The 23,706-nt window shown below is 47.4% G+C and carries 20 protein-coding genes; 5 read left to right on the forward strand and 15 right to left on the reverse strand.

All coding sequences use genetic code 11. The features are described 5' to 3' along the window. Window positions 1–134: 134 nt before the first annotated feature. From QZ367_RS03955 to QZ367_RS03980, 6 genes are all read right to left on the reverse strand, one after another. Window positions 135–1,583, reverse strand: coding sequence for a DKNYY domain-containing protein (locus QZ367_RS03955; protein ID WP_291937716.1), 1,449 nt, complete (start codon window positions 1,581–1,583; stop codon window positions 135–137). A 268-nt stretch (window positions 1,584–1,851) separates the two neighbouring features. Beyond that, window positions 1,852–3,093, reverse strand: a complete 1,242-nt coding sequence (locus QZ367_RS03960; RefSeq protein WP_291937719.1) for a uracil-xanthine permease family protein — start codon at window positions 3,091–3,093, stop codon at window positions 1,852–1,854. A 795-nt stretch (window positions 3,094–3,888) separates the two neighbouring features. Beyond that, window positions 3,889–4,782, reverse strand: coding sequence for an NAD(P)H-dependent glycerol-3-phosphate dehydrogenase (locus QZ367_RS03965; RefSeq protein ID WP_291938149.1), 894 nt, complete (start codon window positions 4,780–4,782; stop codon window positions 3,889–3,891). Between the two features lie 990 nt (window positions 4,783–5,772). Beyond that, entirely contained in the window at window positions 5,773–7,194 is a 1,422-nt protein-coding gene (gatB, locus tag QZ367_RS03970; RefSeq protein WP_291937721.1) for an Asp-tRNA(Asn)/Glu-tRNA(Gln) amidotransferase subunit GatB, read from the reverse strand. A gap of 113 nt (window positions 7,195–7,307) precedes the next feature. Next, a complete protein-coding gene (locus QZ367_RS03975; protein ID WP_005869196.1) occupies window positions 7,308–7,532 on the reverse strand; it encodes a hypothetical protein in 225 nt (74 codons plus the stop codon). Continuing rightward, the gene (locus QZ367_RS03980; protein WP_291937725.1) at window positions 7,522–8,202 is read right to left on the reverse strand and encodes a F0F1 ATP synthase subunit A; all 681 of its coding nucleotides are present in this window, start codon (window positions 8,200–8,202) and stop codon (window positions 7,522–7,524) included. Before QZ367_RS03980 ends, QZ367_RS03975 begins: the two co-directional genes overlap by 11 nt. 595 nt (window positions 8,203–8,797) lie before the next feature. Between QZ367_RS03980 and QZ367_RS03985 the strand changes: the two genes are divergently transcribed. The 3 genes from QZ367_RS03985 to dnaK are packed head-to-tail and all read left to right on the forward strand — an operon-like array spanning window position 8,798 to window position 12,089. Beyond that, the gene (locus QZ367_RS03985) at window positions 8,798–9,586 is read left to right on the forward strand and encodes an HrcA family transcriptional regulator (RefSeq protein ID WP_291937728.1); all 789 of its coding nucleotides are present in this window, start codon (window positions 8,798–8,800) and stop codon (window positions 9,584–9,586) included. Then, window positions 9,583–10,158, forward strand: a complete 576-nt coding sequence (locus tag QZ367_RS03990) for a nucleotide exchange factor GrpE (protein WP_291937732.1) — start codon at window positions 9,583–9,585, stop codon at window positions 10,156–10,158. Before QZ367_RS03985 ends, QZ367_RS03990 begins: the two co-directional genes overlap by 4 nt. Before the next feature lie 44 nt (window positions 10,159–10,202). Continuing rightward, a complete protein-coding gene (gene dnaK, locus QZ367_RS03995; RefSeq protein ID WP_291937735.1) occupies window positions 10,203–12,089 on the forward strand; it encodes a molecular chaperone DnaK in 1,887 nt (628 codons plus the stop codon). A 526-nt stretch (window positions 12,090–12,615) separates the two neighbouring features. Here the strand turns inward: dnaK and tupA are convergent. After that, window positions 12,616–13,434 carry a tungstate ABC transporter substrate-binding protein TupA gene (gene tupA / locus QZ367_RS04000; RefSeq protein WP_291937738.1) on the reverse strand — a complete coding sequence of 273 codons (819 nt, stop codon included), beginning with the start codon at window positions 13,432–13,434 and terminating at the stop codon, window positions 12,616–12,618. Window positions 13,435–13,504: 70 nt separating this feature from the next. Between tupA and tupB the strand changes: the two genes are divergently transcribed. Beyond that, complete coding sequence (gene tupB, locus QZ367_RS04005) at window positions 13,505–14,197, forward strand: tungstate ABC transporter permease TupB (protein ID WP_291937741.1); 693 nt, start codon at window positions 13,505–13,507, stop codon at window positions 14,195–14,197. Next, window positions 14,194–15,453 (forward strand): tungstate ABC transporter ATP-binding protein TupC, encoded by a 1,260-nt coding sequence (gene tupC / locus QZ367_RS04010; RefSeq protein WP_291937744.1) that lies wholly within the window; start codon window positions 14,194–14,196, stop codon window positions 15,451–15,453. Before tupB ends, tupC begins: the two co-directional genes overlap by 4 nt. Window positions 15,454–15,853: 400 nt before the next feature. Here the strand turns inward: tupC and QZ367_RS04015 are convergent, their stop codons facing one another. The 8 genes from QZ367_RS04015 to QZ367_RS04050 all read right to left on the reverse strand — a co-directional run bounded on the left by QZ367_RS04015 (window position 15,854) and on the right by QZ367_RS04050 (window position 23,509). Continuing rightward, complete coding sequence (locus tag QZ367_RS04015) at window positions 15,854–17,179, reverse strand: aminotransferase class V-fold PLP-dependent enzyme (protein ID WP_291937746.1); 1,326 nt, start codon at window positions 17,177–17,179, stop codon at window positions 15,854–15,856. Window positions 17,180–17,335: 156 nt separating this feature from the next. Further along, the gene (locus QZ367_RS04020) at window positions 17,336–18,448 is read right to left on the reverse strand and encodes a hypothetical protein (protein WP_367116680.1); all 1,113 of its coding nucleotides are present in this window, start codon (window positions 18,446–18,448) and stop codon (window positions 17,336–17,338) included. A 22-nt stretch (window positions 18,449–18,470) separates the two neighbouring features. Next, window positions 18,471–18,791, reverse strand: a complete 321-nt coding sequence (locus QZ367_RS04025; protein ID WP_291937752.1) for a hypothetical protein — start codon at window positions 18,789–18,791, stop codon at window positions 18,471–18,473. A gap of 101 nt (window positions 18,792–18,892) precedes the next feature. Continuing rightward, window positions 18,893–19,048, reverse strand: coding sequence for a hypothetical protein (locus QZ367_RS04030; RefSeq protein ID WP_291937754.1), 156 nt, complete (start codon window positions 19,046–19,048; stop codon window positions 18,893–18,895). Window positions 19,049–19,183: 135 nt separating this feature from the next. Continuing rightward, window positions 19,184–19,372, reverse strand: a complete 189-nt coding sequence (locus QZ367_RS04035) for a hypothetical protein (RefSeq protein ID WP_005869215.1) — start codon at window positions 19,370–19,372, stop codon at window positions 19,184–19,186. Window positions 19,373–19,391: 19 nt separating this feature from the next. Continuing rightward, on the reverse strand, window positions 19,392–20,183 hold the full coding sequence (locus tag QZ367_RS04040) for a LysR family transcriptional regulator (RefSeq protein ID WP_291937757.1): 792 nt from the start codon (window positions 20,181–20,183) through the stop codon (window positions 19,392–19,394). 9 nt (window positions 20,184–20,192) lie between these two features. Continuing rightward, on the reverse strand, window positions 20,193–20,975 hold the full coding sequence (fdhD, locus tag QZ367_RS04045; RefSeq protein ID WP_291937760.1) for a formate dehydrogenase accessory sulfurtransferase FdhD: 783 nt from the start codon (window positions 20,973–20,975) through the stop codon (window positions 20,193–20,195). Window positions 20,976–21,256: 281 nt separating this feature from the next. Next, entirely contained in the window at window positions 21,257–23,509 is a 2,253-nt protein-coding gene (locus QZ367_RS04050) for a molybdopterin-dependent oxidoreductase (RefSeq protein WP_291937763.1), read from the reverse strand. Window positions 23,510–23,706 lie beyond the last annotated feature (197 nt).

The raw sequence follows: 23,706 nt of genomic DNA on the forward strand, positions 1-23,706 counted from the left end.
CACTATCTAAATTTACTGCTCCGCCGTGCCGTCCCGCTCTTAAAATTTACCTTCTTTAGCCAAGGGTGTGCTGGATAACACGACGTCAGTATTTTTGTCTCGCTCTAAATTTACCTTCCGCCGTACCGCTAAATTTAGCCGCGTCGCAAGCTGCGCTTTTTAAGGTAGCTATAAATCCAAGCTCCGAGCAATAAAACCGCCACAAGGCAATACATATAAAAGGCCGCGCCGTTTTCATACTCCACGTCCTGTGCGGTAAAGACCTGCTGCGACATTTCTGGGTTTCTCGCCGCCTCGTCCGCGATCTGCGCCATCACCTCCTCGTCATGTACCTCAAGCGTGATCTTTCGCAGCTCGATGAAATTTGTCCGCTTATCCAGATGCCTGCCGCTGCGACCCGTGACGTAGACGCTATGCGAGTAGAAATTTAGATAGTAAAATCCCGCGTCATCTTTCAAAAGCTTCTCCGAGATCTGCCGCACGGCGCCTTTAAACGGGTTATCGCCTGCCCTTTTTAGCGCACTTAGCTTACTGCCGTCTGCTCCAAATTTATAATACACGTACCAAAACGCGTCTTTGAGCCAGCCCTCGGCGCCGCTACCGCGCGGTCGATTTAAAATTTTATCTTTGCTTAGATAAAATATGCCGTTTTTGCTCGCAAACAGCATATATTCTTGATGTCTGCCCTGAAAATTTAGCGGCGTATAGGGCTCGTTTGCAGGCTCAAATCTCTCGCCGTTCATAAACACCGCGCCCGCGGCGGGATCGTAGAGAAACTCTATGCCCGAGTTTGGCTCCACGAGATACATCCGCTCGCTAGGCGTGAAATTTAGCCTCTCGCCGCCTTTATAAACGCTGCGCCCGTCGCTCAGCCAATTATCGACCGGGCGAAAGTGCGCGGGCAGCTCGGGGCCCTCTTCGTGTATGATTTTTAGCCTTATCTGTTTTAGATTTTTTGCATCCGCGCCCGCTAAAATTTTACCCTCGTAAAATACCCGTTCGCCGTCCGTGGCGACGTAAGGGCTCTCCGTTAGAGGCGAGATAGGCGCGCTAGTTTCTAGCCTCGCGTATGGATAGTTGTACTCCTGCGGCCATTTGGAGAGCCCAAAGGCGTGGAAAAATACTTTGTAAATGTAGCTTATCGCACCGCCCGTGCGCTGCGTGACGTCCGAGCAGAAGTAGCTCACGCGCCCGTCGCTGTAATAGCGAGAGCCGATCTTTTGCGTGCGGGCGGGATCGAGTCCCAACATCTTGCGAGCGCCGCAAAATACGCAGCTAGCGTCCATACCGACATTTGTGTAGGAGTATCTGCCGGTATCAAGCGCGCGAAAGCTCGCCGCGTCCGCGTCGCCCTCTAGCTCGTAGGGAGCGAGATTCCAAGAGCGTAGGTAAATTTTGCCGCCGATGTTGAAATAATCGCTGTGGCCGATCTTTTGCGCGTCTGCGGGCAGCTCGCGCGAGCGGTCATACACCGATAGCTCATAGATAAAAACGAGCGAGACGAAGAGCGGCACGAAAAGTACCGCAAAGAGGAGCTTTAGCGCCTTTTTATCAAATTTGCTTAAATTATTCGCCTTTTTCATAAGGCAATTATATATCTTGCTAGTTTAAAACGTTAGAAATTTAAAAGCGTCTGCGGGGGAAATTTAAAATTTAGGGTGCGGTAAATTTGGCGACAAAAAGCCGCGGGTAAATTTGACGCCGAAATTTTAGCTCAAATTTACCCGCAACCGCGCGAAACTATGCAAGCTCCGCGCAAATTTAACCCCACTTTCACACAAATTTAACTCAAAACAAAATTTCCAGAAGATGCCGAGCCTCAGCTCGCCCTGTTTCCGCGCAAAATTTAACTTAGTACCCGTCAAAATGCTTGGTTTTTGGCAGCACCAAATTTAACGTAATGCCGATGAGCGCACCAAGTCCCACGCCGCTAAAGCTCATCGCGCCAAAATCCAGCACCATGCCGCCGATCGCGCAGACGAAGATGAGCGCGACGATGATCATATTGCGCGGCTCGGCTAGATCCACGCTGTTTTTTATGAGCGTTTCCATGCCCACGCTAGCGATGATACCGAAAAGCAGCAGCATAATGCCGCCGATGACGGGAGCGGGGATCGTGGAGAGCGCGGCGCCGAGCTTGCCCACGAAAGCTAGCAGTATCGCCGCAAGCGCGGCAAAGGTCATGATGGCTGGATTGTAGGCTTTCGTGATGCTGACCGCACCCGTGACCTCGGAGTAGGTGGTATTTGGCGGGCCGCCGAAGCAGCCTGCCAGCGACGTCGCGAGTCCGTCGCCGAGTAGCGTGCTTTTAAGCCCTGGATTTTTTAGGAAATTTTCTTTCGTAACATTGCTGATCGCAAGCATATCGCCGATGTGTTCGATCGCTGGCGCGATGGCGATAGGCACCATGTAGATTACGGCTTCGAGCTTAAAAACCGGCGCGGTGAAATGCGGCAGCACAAACCACGGCGCGTTTAGAATCGGCGTAAAATCCACAATGCCGACAAACAGCGACGCGCAGTATCCCGCCGCGATACCGCAAAGTATCGGCACGAGGCGCAGCATGCCGCGGCCAAACATCATAACGACGATAACCGCCGAGAGCGAGATAAGCGCGATAGTAAGCGACTGAGCCTGCGTATAGAGCGCCTCTTTGCCTTTACCCATGACCATATTTACGGCTGCGGGTGAGAGGATGAGGCCGATCGTCATGATGACGGGACCGACGACTACGGGTGGTAAAATTTTATGCAAAAAGCCCTCGCCTTTTAGCCTAATAAGCAGGCTTAGAACCACGTAAAAAAGCCCCGCCGCGATCACCCCGCTCATCGTCGCGGCGATGCCCCACTCCTTCACGCCAAAGCTTAGCGGCGCGATGAATGCAAAGCTAGACGCGAGAAAGATCGGCGGGACGTGTTTACGCGTGATGAACTGAAACAGCAGCGTGCCGATGCCCGCCGTAAACAGCGCCACGGACGTATCAAGCCCCGTTAATATCGGCACTAGCACGAGCGCGCCGAACGCGACGAATAGAAATTGCACGCCGACGAGAGCGTCGCGTAGCCTGAGATTGTAGCCTTCGTATTTTTCCATCTTCTCCTCTTTTATCTTTGCGGCTTGCCTTTTGAGCGCTTTTTGCGGAGTTTGCTAAAATTTTGCTCGGCAGACTACCCGTCTAGCCTACGCAAAATTTTCGCTGCACAACCCCAAAAATCATCTCAAAACAAGCGTAGCGTTTTTGCAAAGCAAAATGTTTCTATAAAATACTTCGCCTTGGCTCCTGTATTAAAATTTATAATACACCGATATTCTGTAAAATTTAACTCACCGCAGTCGCGGACGAATAACCCGCTCCTTTGCAAGCACTAAAAATTTATCGAAACTACACATCATCTGTATTGAATATTTTCAAAATTTATGCCTTTCCGCCTCATCTAAAGAAAAAATACTACGCTTTAATTTTTAAACCTGACACATCAAAAATTTTGACCTACCCGGTCGCAGACAAGCAATATGCTCCACTCTCAGCCGTCAACTACCTGCGATCCATCTTAAATATTTTAAAATTTAGCCTCTTTTTAAAATTTTACGACCTCGCTTTAAAATTTCGCACTCAAGCTTAAAGCTAAATTTCAAATCAAAGCCGCTACGCCACATCATATACAAGCGCCATTTTGCTGCGATTTTGCGTCGTATCAGATGCGCGAAGCCGCAAAGTGAAAATCAAGCCCATAAAATTATCAGGCAAAGCCGCGTAAACAGATCCAAACAAACAACGACCGGAATTCAAAAACCGGCAACTAAATTTCACAAACATAGCGGATAAATCAAAACCTATGCAAGTCGAATCCGCCACTAAAATTTAGCGAGAGAATTCCATCGTACGGCTCATTTTTTGCGCAGCAGATCCTTTAGGCTTGCCCTTACATCCTTGCCACGCAGAATTTGCGCGACCTCGGTAGCGATTGGAGCGTAGATCTTGTGCTTTGTCGCGATATTTACGACCGCTTCGGTCGTAGCCACACCCTCGGCTACTTCACCCAACTCGCGCAGAATTTCTTCGAGCCCTTTGCCGCGCGCAAGCCCTAGTCCCACGCGGTAATTTCGCGATAGCACACTCGAGGCGGTTAAAAACAGATCGCCCACGCCACTTAAGCCCAAAAAGGTCTCGTCTCGCGCACCGAAAAACTTGCCGAAGCGCGCGATCTCTACGATGCCACGAGCGATCAAGCTCGCTCTAGCGTTATTTCCGAGCTCAAGTCCATCGCAAACGCCACTAGCGATGGCGATGACATTTTTATACGCGCCGCACACCTCTGCGCCGATGATATCGCCACTAGTGTAGGTCTTGATGTAGGCAGGGAAGGCGCTTGCGAAAAGTTCGGCTAGATTTTCGTTACACGAGCTTACGACGAGCGCGCAAGGCAGCTTCTGCATGACTTCGGTGGCAAACGACGGACCTGATAGATAAGCAAGATTGCCGCGCGCGACATACGATTCAAAAATTTCGTTTAAAAACCTACCGCTTGCCGCGTCGATGCCCTTGGAAGCGACTAGAATTTTTTGATTTTTATAGGTGAAATTTTGATCCAGCCACTGCGCGGTTTGTTGTGCCGCGAGCGCAAAAACGAGCGCTTCGCACTCCAGTGCCTCGCTCACGCTTACAAAATGCGGAATTTGCCTTGGCGTGCGCGAAGTGATGACACATTCGTTTTTTGCGCTAAGCGCGTCAAAAAGTGCGCTACCCCATTTGCCAGCGCCGATAACCGCGATTTTCATTATGTTCCTTTTTAAAAATTTATTCGCAAATTTGCGGTTTTTCAAATTTCATTCTCTTGAAATTCCCGCTTTTTGAAAATTTAGCCCAAAAGTGCCGACATGAGCCTGCACAAATGCTAGTCGAAGCCACGCTTTAAAATTCGCTTTTTGAAATTTCATCTCGTCAAAATTTCGTCTCATTAAAATTCTGCGCTTTTGAAATTTACTCAGCCAGAACTTCGCTTTTTTTAAAATTTACCTTACTAAAATTTCATACTTTTAAGGTTTTGCTCTTCCGCCAAGAAAACACTTTCACAAAAGGCGCGGCAGTGAACGAATGAGGATTTTAAAACTCCATTATACGTTTTAAATTTCACTCGTGCATCGCCAAAGCAAATCAAATTTTTAAAAATTTTACTCAGACGCCCGATCGCAAATCGCGCTTTTAAACCCACTTAAATCTATCAAGGCGTGCTTTTAGCTTAGATGATCTTGCGGTCGCTTACCACGTTATCGTTTGGCGCAAGGTTTGGGGCACGCGCATCCGACGCAGCGATTGATTAAATTTAGCCTGCACATGGACTCGCCACTCAAATTCGATCCTACGTATTCGATCCTATCCGCGCACCCCGAGCTTCCGTTCTCGCTCTCGCAAGCAGAGCAATTTTACGCATTCCCTGCAAGCTTTACCGCGCTTTGACGGTAGCCGTGAGTAAAAATTCCTAACTGACGTGCTTCTTAAACCACTCCGTCGCAGACGGACACTCGCGCAAACGACCCGCACGAGAAAGAACGAGCTCGAAAGAACAAAACGTGTGCGAGACAGAGCAGGTAGCCACCAAGATCGCACCGAATGAAATTATAACACGCAAAAGCCTTCGTCATTGGTGCGTGAAAGCTTTAGCTCGAAGCAAAACGCTGCGAGCAGATTTGAAATTTTATCCCGAGAGGCTTTATTATCGCATACGTCGCGCCGCCTTTAATTCGCCGTTTGCTGCCGCAGAAGCTGCGAAATCAGCCCAGCTTCTGTTTCAGAAGCTCGTTCACCTTCGCGGGATTAAACGCGCCCTTACCCTCTTTCATCACTTGACCTACAAAGAAGCCGAATAGCTTGTCCTTGCCGCCGCGGTAGTCCGCGACCTTGTCCTCGTTTGCGCTCATCACGCGCGCTATGATCTCCAAAATAGCGCCGTCGTCGCTTACCTGCCTCAAGCCAAGCTTATCAATGACCGAGCTTACGGCCTCGTCGTGCTCCATTAGATAATCAAGCACCTCTTTGGCGGCCTTTTGAGATACGGCGCCGCCTTCGATCGCGCTTAAAAGCTCGCTCATCTTCGCGCTGTTTACGGGCGAATCCTCAATCGTAACGCCGTTTTTTAGCCTGCCCGCAAGCTCGACGGTAAGCCAGCTGACGCAGAGTTTTGGCTCGTGCCCCGCCGCAATAAGATCCTCAAAAAATCGCGCGTTCTCGTAGGTCGAGATTATGATCTCGGCGTCCTTCTCTTTAACGCCCAGCTCGCGGACGTAGCGTGCCTTTTTCTGATCGGGTAGCTCGGGGATCTGCTGCGCAGCAGCTAGCATCTCGTCATCCACGATCACGGTTAGCAGGTCGGGGTCTGGGAAGTAGCGGTACTCGGCGCTGTCTTCTTTGCTGCGCATCGGCTTGGTGATAAGCTTAGCGGTATCAAAAAGGCGGGTTTCTTGCACGACCTCTTGCTCATATTTGCCGTCCTGCCACGCTTCGATCTGACGCTCGATCTCAAACTCGATCGCCTTTTGAATAAATTTAAAGGAGTTTAAATTTTTAATCTCCACACGCGTGTAGAGCTTTTGCTCGCCTTGCGGACGGATACTGACGTTTACGTCGCAGCGAAACGAGCCTTCTTGCATATTTGCGTCGCTGATATTTAAAAAGCGCAAAATGCTGTGGAGTTTTTTTAGATACGCGACCGCCTCGTCCGCAGAGCGCATATCGGGTTCGCTTACGATCTCCAAAAGCGGCGTACCGGCGCGGTTTAGATCGACCAGGCTGCGCGAGCTTTCGTGATTATTTTTGCCCGCATCCTCCTCTAGGTGCGCGCGCGTAATGCCGATGCGCTTGCTCTGTCCGTCCGCGGCTATAAAAAGTTCGCCGTGCTCTACGATCGGGATCGTCCACTGCGAAATTTGATACGCCTTGGGAAGGTCGGGATAGAAGTAATTTTTGCGGTCGAATACCGACTTGCGATTGATCGTCGCATTGACGGCGGTGCCGAAGCTGATAGCTTTTTTAACCGCCTCCTCGTTTAGCACGGGAAGAGCGCCCGGGAGCGCCAAGCAGGTCGGGCAGACGTGCGAATTCGCCTCGTCGCCGAAGCTCGTGGGGCAGGAGCAGAAAATTTTGGTTTTGGTATTTAGCTGGCAGTGTACCTCCAGGCCGATCACGGTTTCAAACATAAACTTAACCTTTTAGAATAAAAATTTCGCGTAATTTTACAATTTTTTGCTTTAATACTCGCTTGTGGCGGCGCGCGGCGCGGCTAAATTTTAAAATTTAATCGGATAGATTTCTATTCGCCACCATGAAGGAGCTTTTCTTTCAGATCGAAAACATCGACCATCAAGCAGGTGATGATGACGCATATCACGCCGGGAGCGGTGCAGATGAAGAGGAATTTTAACCCCAAGAAATAAAATGACGGATAGGCAAAAAAGACGAATGCGCCGACGAAGATCAATCCGAACGACGCACCCACGAGGAAGTATAAGAAATTTCGCTTAAAATTAATGCTCATCGACGATCACGGCGCCCGCTAGATAAACGTAGCTTAAAACCATGAAAATGAAAGTCTGCAAAATCGCCATAAAAGTAAGCAGCGCAAACGGTACCATCGGTATTAGCGCAGGAGCGAGAGTAAGCATAACAAGAAGGAAGGTATCGTCGCCTTTGATATTTCCGAAAAGTCGGAAAGAAAGCGATACGACGCGCGAAAAATGCGAGACGATCTCTATTACGAACATAAACGGAGCTAGGATTTTCACCGGCCCCATAAAGTGCTTTAGATAGTTGATCACGCCATGCTCGCGAACGCCCTCAAAATGGTAATACAACCAAACGCAAAGCGTAAGTGAAAGGGTTAAATTTAAACTCGCGCTCGGTGACTCAAAGCCCGGCACCAAGCCGATAACGTTACTAAAAAATATCACAAATCCCAATGTTGCGATTAGCGGAAGATATTTTTTGGCTTGCTCCTCGCTACCCATCGCGTCCTTACCGATCGTTAGCACGCCGCTTAGGTAGGCTTCGGCGATATTTTGCATGCCGTGTGGTACAAGCTGAAGCGAGCGAGTGGAGCAAAGCGCGACGGCTACGATGATAGCGACGACCAAAAAGAAGTAAAAAAGGTAGATAAAAGTGTGGTCGTAAGAAATTAAACCGCCAAAAAGGAAGATGTCTTTTAGCATAAAAACCCTTGATCGTTGAAATTTGTGGCGTATTTTACACTTCTATTCGTTAAAGTATATTTAAATTTGCGTCAGCGAGTGAAATTTTGAGCTTTGCGAATTCTTGCACCGCTTTGCTTGCCTAGCACTTTCGTCTAGCTTGCGCGCCATTTCTGCGGAAATTTTGCGTTTTTTTGGTATTTAACTTCACATTGCCCGCGAATGACAAAATTTTTGCTAGTAAGCACGAAATTTACGGCTACACTGCCAATTAGCTATTTTTGCAAAATAGAATTTATCTGGCGTATACGGCGTATACAGAGAAGCCCTAAGCCGGCTGTGCGGTAAAATTTACGTTTACGAATACAAAAAATACAATAAAATTCTACCGCGACGGCGCCGCGGTAAATTCCAAGAATTCCAAGAATTCCAAGAATTCCAAGAATTCCAAGAATTCCAAGAATTCCAAGAATTACGCTCACCTCAAAAATCATAGTTAAAATTTAGCAAACTCAGGACTTGATTGCTAAAATTTTATAAAATTTATATAAAAACCTTGACATATTGCCACTCAATGTTGTATAATAATGGCAATCTTACCGAAAGAGTGCTAAAAGTGAAAACGAATAAACGCGATATGATCCTGGAATCCATCATTTCCGCCTATCTCGATAGCAACACCCCGATCGGATCTTCCGAGCTGGGCGAGCGCATGGGCGTAGCGATGTCTGCGTCTAGCATTCGAATTTATTTTAAGCGCTTAAGCGACGAGGGGGCTTTGACGCAGCTTCATGTAAGCGGTGGTAGAATTCCGACGGTTGCGACGATGCAGGATTACTGGCGCGCTAGGCTTAGCTTCGACGATGAGTTAAAAATAGACGATGCTTGCGAGCTAGAAGCGGTGCTTGAGGATTTTGAAATTTACTGTATGATTTTCAACGCCGAAAATGAAGCTCTAAGCGAAGTCATCAATCACGATGATCGTTTCATAATCCTTACATTTAGAACGGATGAGATTATCTTAAAATACGATTTTAGAGTTTTTAAATTCTTATCAAATTTAATAGGAATTTCACTCGGAGATTTGGAGTTAGCCTCGATGCAGATCGGTCTGCGCGAGCTTAGCACAAAAATTAAAGAGCTAAAAAATTCTAAAATCGAATTTCTTTGTAACGAGGTCGTGGCGTATAAAATTTTCAAAGACGAGCGGTTTAAAATTTTACTCAACCCCTCGATCGCCGTAAATTTTACTAAAAATTTGATCTTCGCGCCCTACTTCGAGCACGGATTTATGGGGATCAAACGCCCCGTAAAATTCGAAGGCGAGGACGCTACGATGATCTGCGCAGGCAGCGTTTACGAGAATTACGAGAAATTTTTTAACTACGCTAAAGGAGTAGCATGAGCCATAAATTTAAAGAGCACGGCGATAAAAATGCAGCGTGCGATAGTGAAGAAAAAGAGGTTTGCGAACAGCGCGCGTCAGAGGCGAGTGAGCCGCAAGAGGCGCAGACATGCGACGATACTGACGCGCAGATACAAAAGCTTCAAAACGAGCTAAGTGAGATCACCGATAAATTTTACCGCGCCAATGCGGATTTTGAAAATCTCAAAAAACGTTTGGAAAAAGAAAAAGATAGCGCTGTTGCTTACGCTAGCGAGAGCTTTGCAAAAGATCTACTGCCGATAATCGACGCGCTTGAGGAAGCCGCCAAAATTGATGTCGAAGGTAATGAGCTTGCGGATAAAATTGAAGTCGGCGTAAAACAATGTCTAAGCCTTTTTACAAAGACTTTTGAAAAATATGGTATCGTTCCGATAGCGACGGATGCGGGATTTGATCCTAGCGTGCATAACGCTATTTCGATGATTGAAGCCGAAGGCGCTAAAAAAGGCGATATCGTTCAAGTATATCAAAAAGGCTATATGTATAAGCAGCGCGTTTTGCGCGCCGCTATGGTAGTAGTGGCGAAATAATCGTCCAAATTTTAAAATTTTAAATTCAATACAAAGGATAACAAATGGCAAAAGTCATAGGCATCGACCTAGGAACAACAAACTCGTGCGTAAGCATATTCGAACGCGGCGAGAGCAAGATCATACCGAACAAAGAGGGCAAAAACACCACTCCGTCGGTAGTAGCTTTCACCGACAAAGGCGAGGTTTTAGTAGGCGACAGCGCCAAGCGCCAAGCAGTCACTAACCCGGAAAAGACGATCTATTCGATCAAGCGCATCATGGGTCTTATGATGAATGAGAAAAACGCGCAGGAAGCTAAAAAGCGCCTACCGTATAAAATCATCGACCGAAATGGCGCGTGCGCGGTAGAGATCGCGGGTAAGGTTTATACGCCGCAAGAAATTTCAGCCAAGGTGCTAATCAAGCTAAAAGAGGATGCTGAGGCGTTTTTGGGCGAGCCCGTCGTAGATGCGGTCATAACCGTGCCTGCGTATTTCAACGACAGCCAAAGAAAGGCGACGAAAGAAGCAGGAACAATCGCGGGCCTAAACGTGCTTCGTATCATCAATGAGCCTACCGCGGCGGCACTTGCGTATGGACTGGATAAAAAAGAATCCGAAAAGATCGTCGTTTACGATCTAGGCGGCGGTACGTTCGATGTAACCGTGCTAGAAACCGGCGATAGCGTCGTAGAAGTTTTAGCTACCGGCGGTAATGCGTTTTTGGGCGGCGATGATTTCGATAACAAGCTGATCGACTTTTTAACCTCGGAATTTCAATCTGAAACAGGCATCGACTTGCGCGGCGACGTCATGGCTATGCAACGCCTAAAAGAAGCTGCGGAAAACGCCAAAAAAGAGCTAAGCAGCGCGATGGAAACGACAGTAAATTTACCTTTCATCACTGCTGATGCCACAGGTCCAAAACACCTGATGAAAACCATCACTAGAGCTAAATTTGAAAGCATGATCGATTCTTTGGTAGATGAGACCATAAGCACTCTCAAAAAGGTCGTAAGCGACGCAGGGCTAAGCATGAACGACATCAAAGAGGTCGTCATGGTGGGCGGCTCGACGCGCGTACCTTTGGTGCAAGAGGAGGTCAAAAAGGCTTTCGGCAAGGAGCTAAATAAGAGCGTAAACCCTGATGAAGTCGTAGCAATCGGCGCTGCAATCCAAGGCGCGGTCATCAAAGGCGACGTAAAAGACGTGCTACTACTCGACGTCACTCCGCTAAGCCTCGGCATCGAAACCCTAGGCGGCGTTATGACCAAGATCATCGAAAAGGGAACTACGATACCTACGAAAAAATCTCAAACCTTCTCGACAGCAGAGGATAATCAAAGCGCCGTTACGATCAACGTCTTACAGGGCGAGCGCGAGTTTGCGAAAGACAACAAATCGCTAGGAAATTTCAATCTTGAAGGCATCATGCCAGCTCCTCGCGGCGTGCCGCAGATCGAGGTGGAATTTAACATAGACGCGAACGGAATTTTAACCGTTTCGGCAAAAGACAAGGCTACCGGCAAGGCAACCGATATCCGCATCACCGGCTCAAGCGGCTTAAGCGACGCCGAGATCGATAAGATGGTAAAAGATGCTGAGCTTCATAAAGAGGAAGACAACAAGCGCAAAGAAACCGTCGAGGCGCGCAACCAAGCCGACAGTATTGCGCATCAAACCGAAAAGAGCCTAAGCGAGATGGGCGAGAAGGTGCCGGGCGATCTACGCGCTAAGATCGAGGGCGCGCTAAATGATCTAAAAGCCGTACTAAAGGATGAAAACGCGAGCAAAGAAGCGATAAACTCTAAAGTAGAAGCCCTAAGCAAGGTCGCCGAGGATCTATACAAGGCTGCCAGCGCAAATCAGGGCGCACAAGGCGGATCGCAAAGCTCCGGCTCAAACGGCGGCAAAAAAGACGACGACGTCATCGACGCCGAAGTCGAATAGCTCGCTAACGCAAAGTGAAATTTTATAGCCGCGCGCTCGGTAGTTTTGCCTGCGCTTGAAAAGTAATTTTACCGGTGCGCGGCAGAAGCAGTTCCACAAACCGCGCATAAAATTTCATAGCTTCACAAGCTTGGGCGTTTTTCATACGCCCAAGCTTAACCGCAACTTCAAATTAAATTCATAACAAACTAAAATTTTTGAGTCACACATAAATACTACTAAATTTTGCGCTGTATAAATATCGCTAGACATTAGAGCATATCCAAACGCGATCGAAATTTCTCCGCGCCGATCTCAAATATAGCTGTAATTTTAAGCCTATTGCCTACAAACGAAGCTGCGATAAATTTAAATGTATGGCGAGAAAGTAAAAAATGTATCGTAAAAAGACGCAGTAAAAAGCGCCAGTTAAATTTAGAAGCAAAAGAGCTAAATTTAAAGGCGCGCGGATTGATTTATGAAAAAGCAAAAGCCCAAAGACGGCGCTTCGCCTTTGGGCTTTAAATTTAGCCTTATTTAGCTAGAGCTAGTTCTTGCGAGTATTCGCATCAGGGGTGAAAAGCGGCTTATTTAGCAGCTTGAAATCGCCTACGAACTTCTGCCCCTTCTCACTAGTGATCCATTTGATGAAGCGCTGCGCATTTTCGTAGTCGGCTTTTGGGCAGTGCTTTGGATTGACCGCGATTACGGAGTAAAAATTCTTCAGATCGTTATCGCCTTCGTTGATGATAACCATATCGGGATTGCCCTTTTTATTATCCTCGTATTTGATGTAGGTGCCGCGATCGGTGAAGGTCACGCCCTTTTGCTCGGCGGCTGCGTTAATCGTAGCGATCATGCCTTGACCGGTTTGGTTATACCACGCCTCATTTTCAGGCACGGCGCCCTCAACCTTTTTCCAAATACCTTTCTCTTTGTTATCGGTGCCAGATTTATCGCCGCGAGAGAAAAATTTAATCTTCTCCGCCTTAATTAGCTCAAACGAGCCCTTAAGGTCCTTACCTTTAAATTTAGGCGCGATCGATTTATCGGCGATGAGGATAAAATCGTTATACATAACGGGCGTGCGATCAACGCCGAAGCCTTTTTCTACAAATTCTTTCTCGACCTTCGGCGAATGCACAAAAAGTATGTCCGCATCGCAGTTCTCGCCAAGCTTTAGAGCAGCACCCGTACCTACCGCCGTCCATTTGATATCGACGCCGGTTTCCGCCTTATACGCAGGATAGATAGCGTCTAACAAGCCCGTATTATCGGTGCTCGTTGTAGTTGCCATCACCAAATCGTTATCGGCGGCAAAAAGGCTCGCACTAAGAGCGAGCGAAACAAAAAATATTTTTTTCATGTTATCTCCTTTAAAAAATATGCTATTATAGCATATAAATTTGCCAGAATAGAACATTTAGGACACAATCTTGGACTTTATTTTAGAAGGAATTTTAAGCGCATTCGGGTTGCTTCTTAGCGGCGATGCGGAGACCTTTTCGGCGATTAAGGCGACGCTTTATACTTCGAGTATCTCGATACTTTTTGCGATTTTAATCGGCTTTCCGATAGGATTTATCCTCGGATTTTACGAATTTCGCGCTCGCAGAACGCTTAGGCTTTTAAGCGACGTAGCGCTTGCGATGCCCACGGTGGCGATAGGACTGATCCTTTACGCTTTCATCTCCAGAAACGGCCCTTTTGGCGAGCTGGGGCTGCTTTTTACGCTCAAAGCCGTGATGCTCGGACAGTTTGTGTTGGCGCTTCCTATCATCGTCTCGCTAAGCGCCAGCGTTATCGAAAATATGGACAAAAAGCACTATCTAAACATTATGAACTACCGCCTAAGCCCGCTAAATTTAATCCTTTGCGTGCTTTACGAGCTGCGCTACGCCCTACTCGTCGTCATCGCCACCGCTTACGGGCGGATCGTTGCCGAGGTGGGCGTAGCGATGATGATCGGCGGCAATATCAAATATTTCACCCGCACGATCACCACGGCGATCTCGCTTGAGACCAACAAGGGCGAGTTTGCGATGGGTATAGCGCTCGCGCTGGTGCTGATTTTGATAGCGTTTGCGGTAAATTTAGCCATCCACGCGCTAAAAAGGCTAGATCGATGAATGCAGACAAGCAAACGCGCCCGAGCAAGAATTTCACGGACAAAAACCGAGCGGAGCAGGAGCGCGAAAATTTTATGAGCGAAAATTTCACGGATGTAAATTTCGCTTCCGAGAATTCTACGAGCGCAAATTTTGCGAGTAAAAATTTCACTGCGGGAAATTCTACGAGTGTAAATTCTGCGACCGAGAATTCCATTAGCGCAAATTCCGCGGATAAAAATTCTACAAACAAAATTTCCGCGAGTGAGAATTCTGCGAGTGAGAATTCCGCCGCCGTGCGATCTGTACCCAATAGCGAGCTAATCTCTGTGAGGGATCTAGTGCTGCGCTACGGACGGAGCGAAATTCTAAATATTCCTAGCCTCGATCTAAATACGAGCGGCATCACGGCGCTTTTGGGTCCCAACGGCAGCGGCAAATCCACGCTACTGCGGATTTTGGCTTTTTTGCAACGTCCGAGCGGCGGCAGCGTGGAGCTTTGGGGGCAGCAGGCGCCCTCTTTGCAGACGCTGCGGCAGATCTGCCTGCTACTGCCCGAGCCCGTGCTTTTAAAACGCAGCGTGGAGCAAAATTTTAAATTTGCGCTCAAAAGCCGCGGCATACTTGCGGAATTTGACGAGCGAGTGGATGAGGCGCTCAGCCTAACGGGGCTTGATAGAAGTTTTTTATCAAAGAAGCATTTCGAGCTTAGCTCGGGACAGACGCAGCGCATCGCGTTTGCGCTCGCTCTGGCGCAGCGCGCGAAGCTCTATCTGCTCGACGAGCCGACCAACAGCCTCGATCTTGCCGCCTCCAAGCTCTTTGCGCGCGCGATTTTATTTATGCGAAGCCGCTATGGCTGCGGCTTTATCATCGCCAGCCACGATGAGAAATGGCTCAGCGTGATCGCGCAAAGAAGCGTATTTCTGCATCGCGGCAAGATATGCGAGTTTGAATACAAAAATATCTTTGACGTGCAAAACGGAGTTTTAAAATTTTCAGATGAAATTTCGCTGCGCCTTGAAGAGGGGCTCGCACGCGCCCGCAAAATCGCGATAAATCCGAGTAAAATTTTATTATCCCAAAGCCCGTTTGAGCGCTGCTTTGCGGGGATTTTGCACTCGGTTTCGCTTCAGTACGGCTCCTCGCTGCTCATCAAGATCAAAGCAGGCGACGTGCTGCTAAAATGCGTCACGGCGCAGGATGAGCGGCGCTGGAGCGCGGGCGAGAGGATCTATTTCGGATTTGAAAACGGCGCGTTTTTAGGGCTGGAGTAATTCTGCGCGAAGTGTGGATAAGCTTAATTTTGCTTTTAGAATTTTATTCGCGCGACACTAATATTATTTCTGTCTCAAATTTTCACTGCGAACCATCTAGCGCGGCGCATCCGGCGAAACAGAGCATAAAAATTTGCGCCTTTAAATTTTGAAATTTACAGGAATGGCTTTACTTCGCGGCGCGGCGTGAAATTTTGAAATTCTAAATTTTTACCCTGCAGAGCGTGCCGTTTATTTCGCCTGCAGCGCAAAGGCGGAACGATGGTAAGAATTCTGCGGCGCAAAACTCGCGTAAAATTCCAAGCAGACGGCACGGAATTCCGATAAATTTTAAAGACGGCGCAAAACTTTACACAATTTCACGAGCTAAAAAAGCGGCAGAGCTCTAACCTCACGCCGCTTAAATTTTCCCGCCGAACATCTCATACATCGCCTTTTCCTCGCCCCAAAGATCTCGGTGTTTTTTGATGCAGGATTTTATCGCGCCCACGAGATATAGCACGTCTTGCTCGGTGTGTGTATAGTGCAGGCTCACGCGCACGAAGCCGGGCTTGCTCTCAGGCATGCGCCCCTCCTTGATACCCAGCAGATCGTGAGCGTACGGCCCCGCGCACATCACGCCCGCGCGCGTCTGGATACCGAAGTCGTTGCTAAGGCTCGCGGCGAAATCATACGCCGAGACGTCGCGCACGTTAAACGAAATTATCGGTAGCCGAGGCGCGCCCTTTGGAGCGTAGTTTATGATTTCGTCAATGCCTGCTAGCTCGCTCTCAAAAAGCCGCGCGAGCTCGTCCTCGGCGCTTTTTATCCTCTCAAAACCCACCTCGTTTCGCAGCGCGTAGGCCAAATTTGCCCGCATGAGCCCGATGATAGGCGGCGTGCCGCCCTCCTCTAGCTGCTCGGGATTTTTCAAAAACACGTGTCCTTCGCGGCTGGCGTAGGCGACCGTTCCGCCCGCGGCAAATGTCGGCACATCACTCTTAAGCAGCTCCTTTTTGATCGCCAAAAGCCCGCAGCTAGCAGGCCCTCCTAGCAACTTATGCGGCGAGAGGAAAATCGCGTCAAAGTAATCGCAGTCTAAATTTGCGTGCGAGCTCAGCGCCGCGCAGTCAAAGGCCACGATGCCGCCCGCGGCTCTGATTAGCTCGCTAATCTTTTTATAGTCGCTAACGACGCCAGTGACGTTTGATGCGGCGCTAAACGAGCCGATGATGCGGCGTGCTGCGTTAAGCTTTAGGATGCGCTCAAGTGCGAGCAAATCGATCTCTCCGCCCTCGCTAAGAGGCACGCGCAGGTAGTCGCAAAGCCCCTCGCGAAAGCTAAGCTCGTTTGAGTGGTGTTCGTAGGGCGAAACAAGCACGAGCGGAAGCTGCGCAGCGCGTAAATTCGCCTCGCCGATCGCGCTTCTGGTCGCAGGCGGCAGGTAGATGCCCAGTAGCTCCTGAAATTTCTTGATCGCGGCTGTCGCGCCCTGTCCGCAGGCGATGAGACAAAACCGCTCGTCAAGTCCCAGTAGCTTTTTTAGGTTCTCGCGCGCGCCCTCGTAGCGACGCTGCGTGATGATCGCGCTTGAGCTACTGTCGGAGTGGGTATTGGCGTAGGTTTTTAAAATTTCGCCTATCTCGCGCTCTACGGGCTCGTAAGCAAGCCCCGAAGCCGCGAAATCAAAATAGTGCACGCCCGGTTTTAGGATGATATTTTTTCGAATTTCGTCTAAGCTTAGCATTCTCGGCCTTTAAAATTTAAGTGATTAATTATAGTGAAATTTGGATTAATTTAAGGCTTTACGGCCTGGCAGGAAGGAATTTTAATGAGAATTTAGAAAAGCTTTGCCCACTATATCACTTAATTTCTGATGCTATATAGTTTTACTCCTTCAAATTTATTGATTACTATCTAGTTTTTTAGCTGCTTCTTGTCTTAGAATTTCGGCATAATCTTTTATATCTATTTTCTCGCCGTTATGTAGAATTTCCACTTTCGCTTTCTCTAGCATTTCCTCAAAATTTAAATATTTAAAAAATGTCTCAATATCGAATGCCTCAGTACTATTTTTATCTTTGAGGCTGTTTTTTTGCAAAATCTCTTCATCGCTTAGCCCATTGCCGCAAAGAGCTTTATATCTATCTATTTTCATATTATAGAAATTTAATATTTTGATGTCAGGTGCTAGCTTGGTACATTTTTTATCGTTTGGCATATAACCGAAAAATTTTATAAAATCTTTTTCTTTCCAGTATCTATCTGTTCCTTTATCTTTTTCTTCGTTATTTTTAACTTCCCACCTGCCTCGAAGAGCCCAATCGTATGATTCTAAAATCTTCTCTCCATAGCAGTAATCATTCATATGGTTTATGTAAGACTCCTTCTCTTTTATAGACATGGCTGTATTATTCAGACAATTGTTGCGGGCTACAATAAAGTCATCTTTATCAGGCAAGCCATCTATATTATGTTTTATTAATAATTTTAATTTATCTTTATACATCATATCCCGCGGAAGAAAAGTATAAATAGATCTTTTAAATATTTCTTTTCGCTGAAATGGAATGCTGCTATTACTTAAATAATACAAAGGACCTTCATATGCTTTCGGTTTCATACCTCTTTGTAGCATCATATCGGCAATTTCTATCAAATTACTATATATTGCATAGTTTAATGGATAAACAGGATCTTTTGAGTGATCGTGATTGATTAGACACTCAGTACGTAATTTTATATCTATATTGTTGCCAACTATGATTTCGGTATCGTCAGAATATCTAGGGCAAACTATATAGCCCTGCACCATTTTGACTTCTTCAAATTTAACCCCGTTGTCTAAAAGCAGTCTTACCGCTTTAGTAGCATTATTTTCTATCGCATAAGCCATAGCGGATAGCTTGTATTCGTCTTTTTTATGTATATCCGCACCTAGCTTTATAAGCTCTTGAGTGGTATTTGTATCATCCCAAAAGCTAGAATACATAACGGGCGTTACCCCTCCGTGCATAGTATGATCGACGGATAGATTATTATTTCATAAATTTTAAAATTTCATCAGTTTGCTTGCTTTTTAAAAGCCTTTTTAGCTCTACGTCTATGGCGGGTTCTTTAAATACGTTTTTTGGATTTGAATTATAATCTATATCCCAGTAGCGAAATGCGAAGCTATCGACCTCTTCTTGGCTTACGTATTTGCTAAGGCCCGGTACTTTGGAAACATTAGTATCTGAAGTAACGGTAAAATGGGTTTGTTTGCGCTCCATAAGACCCGATCTTTCGGCTAGCAGATACAGCGCACATACGACCACCACGCAGACAGCATAAATAAACCGAAGTTTGAAGTCTTTCAAAATTTCCCCTTAGAATTTTGCCCGCGACTATATCCAATCAGTACTTAATAAAATATAAATACTATATAGGCGAAATAGGCAAAGCTAGCTGAAAAATGCGGTTAAGCTGGGTTTAAACGATGAAATCTTTCGAGTAAATTTGGCGAACGAATGTCGTCATAGACCTTATTTGCGTAGCTACATCCTCTATTTACACATACGCTAGGCTCTATATCCGAAGCTCGTTCGCCGTAAATTTTACCGCAACATATTTGCATAAGCTCTTCTTAAAAGCACAGACCACCAAAATTATCGTAGTGCTAATGAGCGGCGAGCCGCTGCCGTATCACAAAACTGCTATTTTGCGGATCTGTTCGCAAGCTGCTCGCGCAGTCATAAAGCCCGCTTCGCGCCTATTTACCGATAAAATTTTTCTGCAACCACTCCATCGCTTTTTCTTCGCTTTCAAATCTGCCGCTTTTGGCTACCTGAAACTGCCCCTCGTAGAAGCGAATTCTGATACCGTCCTGGACGCTATCTACCTTGATGCGCGTGATCCTGTCTTTGTTTAGATAGGTTCGGTCGTTTAGTTTTACAAACATCGTTCTCTCCTTTAAAAATTTAATGGTTTTTATCTGCCGCTTTACTTGCGTCTTTCTCGCCCTCTTTTTTCAAAAAAAGCTCCTTAAAGCGCTCGTTTGCGTAGTGTTCTATATCGCTTTGCAGCTGCTTATACGCGGCGATCAGCTCATAGGCGCGCGCATTTAGCGTCGTGCCTGCGGCAGTGCCGCCGCCTTGCTTGGTGCTAAAGAGCTCCTCTTGCAGATTTTTTTGTAAAATTTGCAGATGGCTCCAGCATTTTTTATAGTTCATCCCCAAAACCTCGGCGGCTTTAGAGATAGAGCCCGTCTGAGCGATCACGTCTAGCACTTCAGTTTTGCCCTTACCGAAAATGAGCTCGCCCTGCGCATTTTCGATCCAAGTTTTTGTTTTTACTCTCATTCTTTTGCCTTTCTTCTCCTTAAAGCAGCCCAGCTGACAATATTTCACGTCTATGCCGTGCTCCTTAAGCGTAGAGCGCACCGTATCGAACCCCACTCCGCCGCTAGCTACGGCTCGGGCGTCACGGCAAAAAATCCGTCTTTTCTCATCCAAAAGCGGATCTAGCTTTTGCAGCGCCTTTATACTACCTCCACTACATTGCAGCTTGCCGAACTGTCCGAGTTCGCAGCGATCTATCCGTATCCCTTCGCGCGCCGCGAGATATCCTACGACGCCTGCATCTACGCCTAATTTAGCAGCGATCTTAAACGCCGCGCCGCAATCAAGCTTACCGCTCGGATTTAATAAATTTAAAATCAGCCTTTTGATCTCGCTTGCTTTTTTATCGTCTATCTTGATATCTATCTCCATGCCGCCCTCTTAACTCAAAATTCTCTCTTCGCCGCTATAAACGTTTAAATTTTCGCCGCGCGCGAAGCCGCAAAGGGCAAGATCAAATTTACGTGCAATCACGACGCCGAGGCTCGTAGGAGCCGTACGCGAAACAAGCGCGCTAATGCCGCTCATCACGGCTTTGGCGACCATTTCGGAGCTTAGCCTGCCGCTTACCAAAAGAAGCGAGCCCTGCGTATCATGCCCCGCCAAGACCGCCTTGCCGACCGATTTATCGATGGTATTGTGCTGGGCGATATCCTCGCCGATAAAATACTCGCCGCCCGCGGTAAAGAGCTTTGCGGTGTGCACGCAGCCCGTCATCTCGTAAAGCTCGCACTGCGTGTAAAACTCGCTCATCAAATTTAAAATTTCATTCTTATGAAATTTAGCGTCCGAGCGGACTTTGCGCGCCGCCATCGCTGCAGGATCGATATTTGCCGTAGAGCTGCGCCCGCAGCCGCTGATGATGACCTTTTCGGCATCGAAGCTATTTAGCCGCTTTTCGTTTATCTCGCCGCATACATTCACGCTAAGCCCGTCGGGCGCGAGCTCGATGCTTCTTATACAGCTTGCGTCCGAGATCAAATTTTCGCTCAACAAATAGCCTACCGCAAGCGCCTTCTGATCGCTCGGAGTCGCCATTAGCGCGCCGAAACGCTTGTCGTTTAATAAAATTTCAAGCTTGATCTCGCGCACTAAGATATCGCTTACGATCCTTCTTTCATCCCCTTTAAATTTAACTATCTCCGCTCTATAAATCGGCTCCATAGACCTTCCTTGTTTGAATTTCGCCCGTATCGTAGTGAAATTTTGCTTAAATAGCCTTAATTCGCCGAAGTAAAGCCGTCGTACCGAAGCGGCGTGCGTAAATTTAAATCGCTCGCATTTTTGAATTTAAAAAATCGCGTGGAAAATTCCACGAGCCGCTCGCACCGTGAGCACAAGCGGCCATGAAGCGCCCGCAAAGATAAAATTTCATCAAATTTTGCCGCTACGTGCAGCGCGATTAAATTTCATCTATGTAAAGCGGGCGGAGCTTGCCGCCCAAACTACTTATGAACCGGCGATAGATAAGGTTTTTCAGAGTGCATCGACATCTCGTTTTGTCTTCTGAACTCGATAAACTCGCTCTCGCTAAGCTTTCTGATATTTGCGATCGTCATCTTTAGCGGCGGAATGCCCGATAGCGGATCTAGATCGCCCGCATGCACGAGCTCGTTGCCGTCGGCCTCGCTGTAATGGAAGGTCGTAAATATCGTGCCCTCTTTCAGATCCGGATTTATACGAAGTTTCGCGGCGATTTGACCGCGCTTATTTTTGACGAGCGCATAGCAGCCTTCGGTAAGCTCGCGTTCGCGTGCGATGTCGGGGCTTACCTCGATGAGCGCGCCTTCTGCGCCCGCGCCGTACTCTAGCGCGCGGCACTCTCTCGTCATCGTGCCAGTGTGGTAGTGATAAACCTTGCGCCCCGTCGTAAACAAGCACGGATAAATTTCATCCGGTATCTCGCTAAGCGCGCCGCTTCCCACTGGATAATCATCAGGAATTTTCATCTTGGCTCTAAAATCCGCCTCAGCTTTAGCGCGCCCCTCTTTATCATCCACGTAAAGTACCGGCACCATTCTAAATTTACCATCAGGCAACATCGATTTATGATCTGCGTAAAGAACCGGTGTGCCCGGATGATCTTCATCAGGACATGGCCAGCTGATACCGCCTAGCTTATCTAGCCTATAGTAGCTAATACCGCCGAAAAATTTAGGCATTAATGCACGCACTTCGTTCCAAATTTCTTCCGCACTTAAAAAATCAAACCCTTCAAGTCCCATTCTTTGTGCGATATTGCAAACTACCTTCCAATCAGGCTCTACGCCAGGAGCCGGCTCGCTTGCCTTGCGCGTGCGCTGGACGCGACGGGAAGTGTTTAAAAAGGTGCCATCCTTCTCGCCCCAGCCGGCAGCAGGTAGTACGACATCGGCTTTCTGTGCGCTCTCGGTAAAGAAAAGATCCTGCACGATAAAGCAATCCAAATGGTGCGTTGCATGCACAAAGTGTTCCGTCCAAGGATCGCTCATTACGGGATTTTCACCGTAAACGTAGAGCAGCTTCAGCTCGCCGCTATCCATTTTATCGGGTGCGACCGTAAGCTTAAAGCCTGGAGTTGGATTTAGCTCGAAGTGCCATACTCTGCGCGCTTGCTCCTGAGCATAAGCGGAATTTACCGCACCTGCCGGAATGACGTTAGGTAGAGCACCCATATCGCATGCACCCTGGACGTTGTTTTGACCGCGCAAAGGATTTACGCCTGCGCCTCTTTTACCTAAATTTCCCGTCAAAATGGCTAAATTTGAAAGCGAAAATACGTTTGACGTACCGTCGCTAAACTGTGTGATACCCATCGTGTAGCAGATCGCCGCTGCGCCTGCTTTAGCATACATTCTAGCAGCTTCGATTACGAGCTCTTTTTTCACGCCCGTCTCGCGCTCAAATCGCTCAGGCGTAAAGTCCTTAACCGCCTCTTTTAAATACTCGTAGCCGTGAGCGTAGTTTTTGATAAACTCGTCATCTTGCAAATTTTCGGCAATGATAACATTCATAATGGTATTTAGCGTCTTAATGTTCGCGCCCACTGGGATTTGCAGATAGATATCGGCTTTTTTCGCCATATCTGTGCGCTTTGGATCTACGACGATCATCTTGGCGCCGCGCTGCAAGCCTCGCTGCATCTGCATAGCGATGATCGGGTGACACTCGCTCGTGTTGGTGCCGATGAGTAAAAATACGTCCGTATCGGTAGCGAATTCTACCAAATCGTTCGTCATCGTTCCGTTTCCTAGCGTGTTGGCAAGACCTGCCACTGTAGGAGCGTGTCAAAGACGAGCGCAGTGATCGACGTTGTTGCTGCCCTGAGCTCGGAAAAATTTCTGAAAAACGTAGTTGTCTTCGTTATTCGAGCGCGCCGAGCTAAAGCCCATTATTGAGCTTGGACCATATTTAGCGACAGTCTCTTTAAATTTAGACGCTACAAAATCATAAGCCTCTTCAAAGCTTACCTCCTCAAGCTTGCCGCTTCTATCAAATACTCCGTTTTTCTTACGGATCATAGGTTTGGCAAGGCGTTTTGGAGAGTTTACGAACTCCCAGCCGAACATCCCTTTTAAGCATAGCTCGCCGTCATTTACGTGATGGGCCTGCGTAGGGCGCGCGTTTACGATCCTGCCGTCTTTTACGATAAGATCGATACCACAGCCGGTGCCGCAGTAAGGACAAGTCGTTTTGACAATCTTTTCTCTGGACTGCATAATATTCCTTTCAAGAATTTTGGTTTGCACGGCTATTATACTTTCTAGATTATAAAAGAATTTTTAAATTAGTGAATTTTTTTAAGCAAAATTTAAGCGATATGCAAATATTGCATATTAAATTGAATAGTTAAATTTTACGCTTTTACTTCGGTAATGGCGGTATTTGTGCGTAAAATTTATCGCTTATTGTAAAA

It is taken from the genome of Campylobacter sp. (genome assembly GCF_019423325.1).
Taxonomy (GTDB): domain Bacteria; phylum Campylobacterota; class Campylobacteria; order Campylobacterales; family Campylobacteraceae; genus Campylobacter_B.

Excerpts from the sequence above, each read along its gene's own strand:
- QZ367_RS03975 (WP_005869196.1), bottom strand. The coding sequence starts at position 7,532 with ATGAGCATTAATTTTAAGCGAAATTTCTTATACTTCCTCGTGGGTGCG.
- QZ367_RS04030 (WP_291937754.1), bottom strand. The coding sequence starts at position 19,048 with ATGCAAATATGTTGCGGTAAAATTTACGGCGAACGAGCTTCGGATATA.
- QZ367_RS03990 (WP_291937732.1), top strand. The coding sequence starts at position 9,583 with ATGAGCCATAAATTTAAAGAGCACGGCGATAAAAATGCAGCGTGCGAT.
- QZ367_RS03960 (WP_291937719.1), bottom strand. The coding sequence starts at position 3,093 with ATGGAAAAATACGAAGGCTACAATCTCAGGCTACGCGACGCTCTCGTC.
- dnaK (WP_291937735.1), top strand. The coding sequence starts at position 10,203 with ATGGCAAAAGTCATAGGCATCGACCTAGGAACAACAAACTCGTGCGTA.
- QZ367_RS04020 (WP_367116680.1), bottom strand. The coding sequence starts at position 18,448 with ATGCACGGAGGGGTAACGCCCGTTATGTATTCTAGCTTTTGGGATGAT.
- gatB (WP_291937721.1), bottom strand. The coding sequence starts at position 7,194 with ATGTTTGAAACCGTGATCGGCCTGGAGGTACACTGCCAGCTAAATACC.
- QZ367_RS04015 (WP_291937746.1), bottom strand. The coding sequence starts at position 17,179 with ATGCTAAGCTTAGACGAAATTCGAAAAAATATCATCCTAAAACCGGGC.
- fdhD (WP_291937760.1), bottom strand. The coding sequence starts at position 20,975 with ATGGAGCCGATTTATAGAGCGGAGATAGTTAAATTTAAAGGGGATGAA.
- tupA (WP_291937738.1), bottom strand. The coding sequence starts at position 13,434 with ATGAAAAAAATATTTTTTGTTTCGCTCGCTCTTAGTGCGAGCCTTTTT.
- QZ367_RS04035 (WP_005869215.1), bottom strand. The coding sequence starts at position 19,372 with ATGTTTGTAAAACTAAACGACCGAACCTATCTAAACAAAGACAGGATC.
- tupC (WP_291937744.1), top strand. The coding sequence starts at position 14,194 with ATGAATGCAGACAAGCAAACGCGCCCGAGCAAGAATTTCACGGACAAA.
- QZ367_RS03980 (WP_291937725.1), bottom strand. The coding sequence starts at position 8,202 with ATGCTAAAAGACATCTTCCTTTTTGGCGGTTTAATTTCTTACGACCAC.
- QZ367_RS04040 (WP_291937757.1), bottom strand. The coding sequence starts at position 20,183 with ATGGAGATAGATATCAAGATAGACGATAAAAAAGCAAGCGAGATCAAA.
- QZ367_RS03955 (WP_291937716.1), bottom strand. The coding sequence starts at position 1,583 with ATGAAAAAGGCGAATAATTTAAGCAAATTTGATAAAAAGGCGCTAAAG.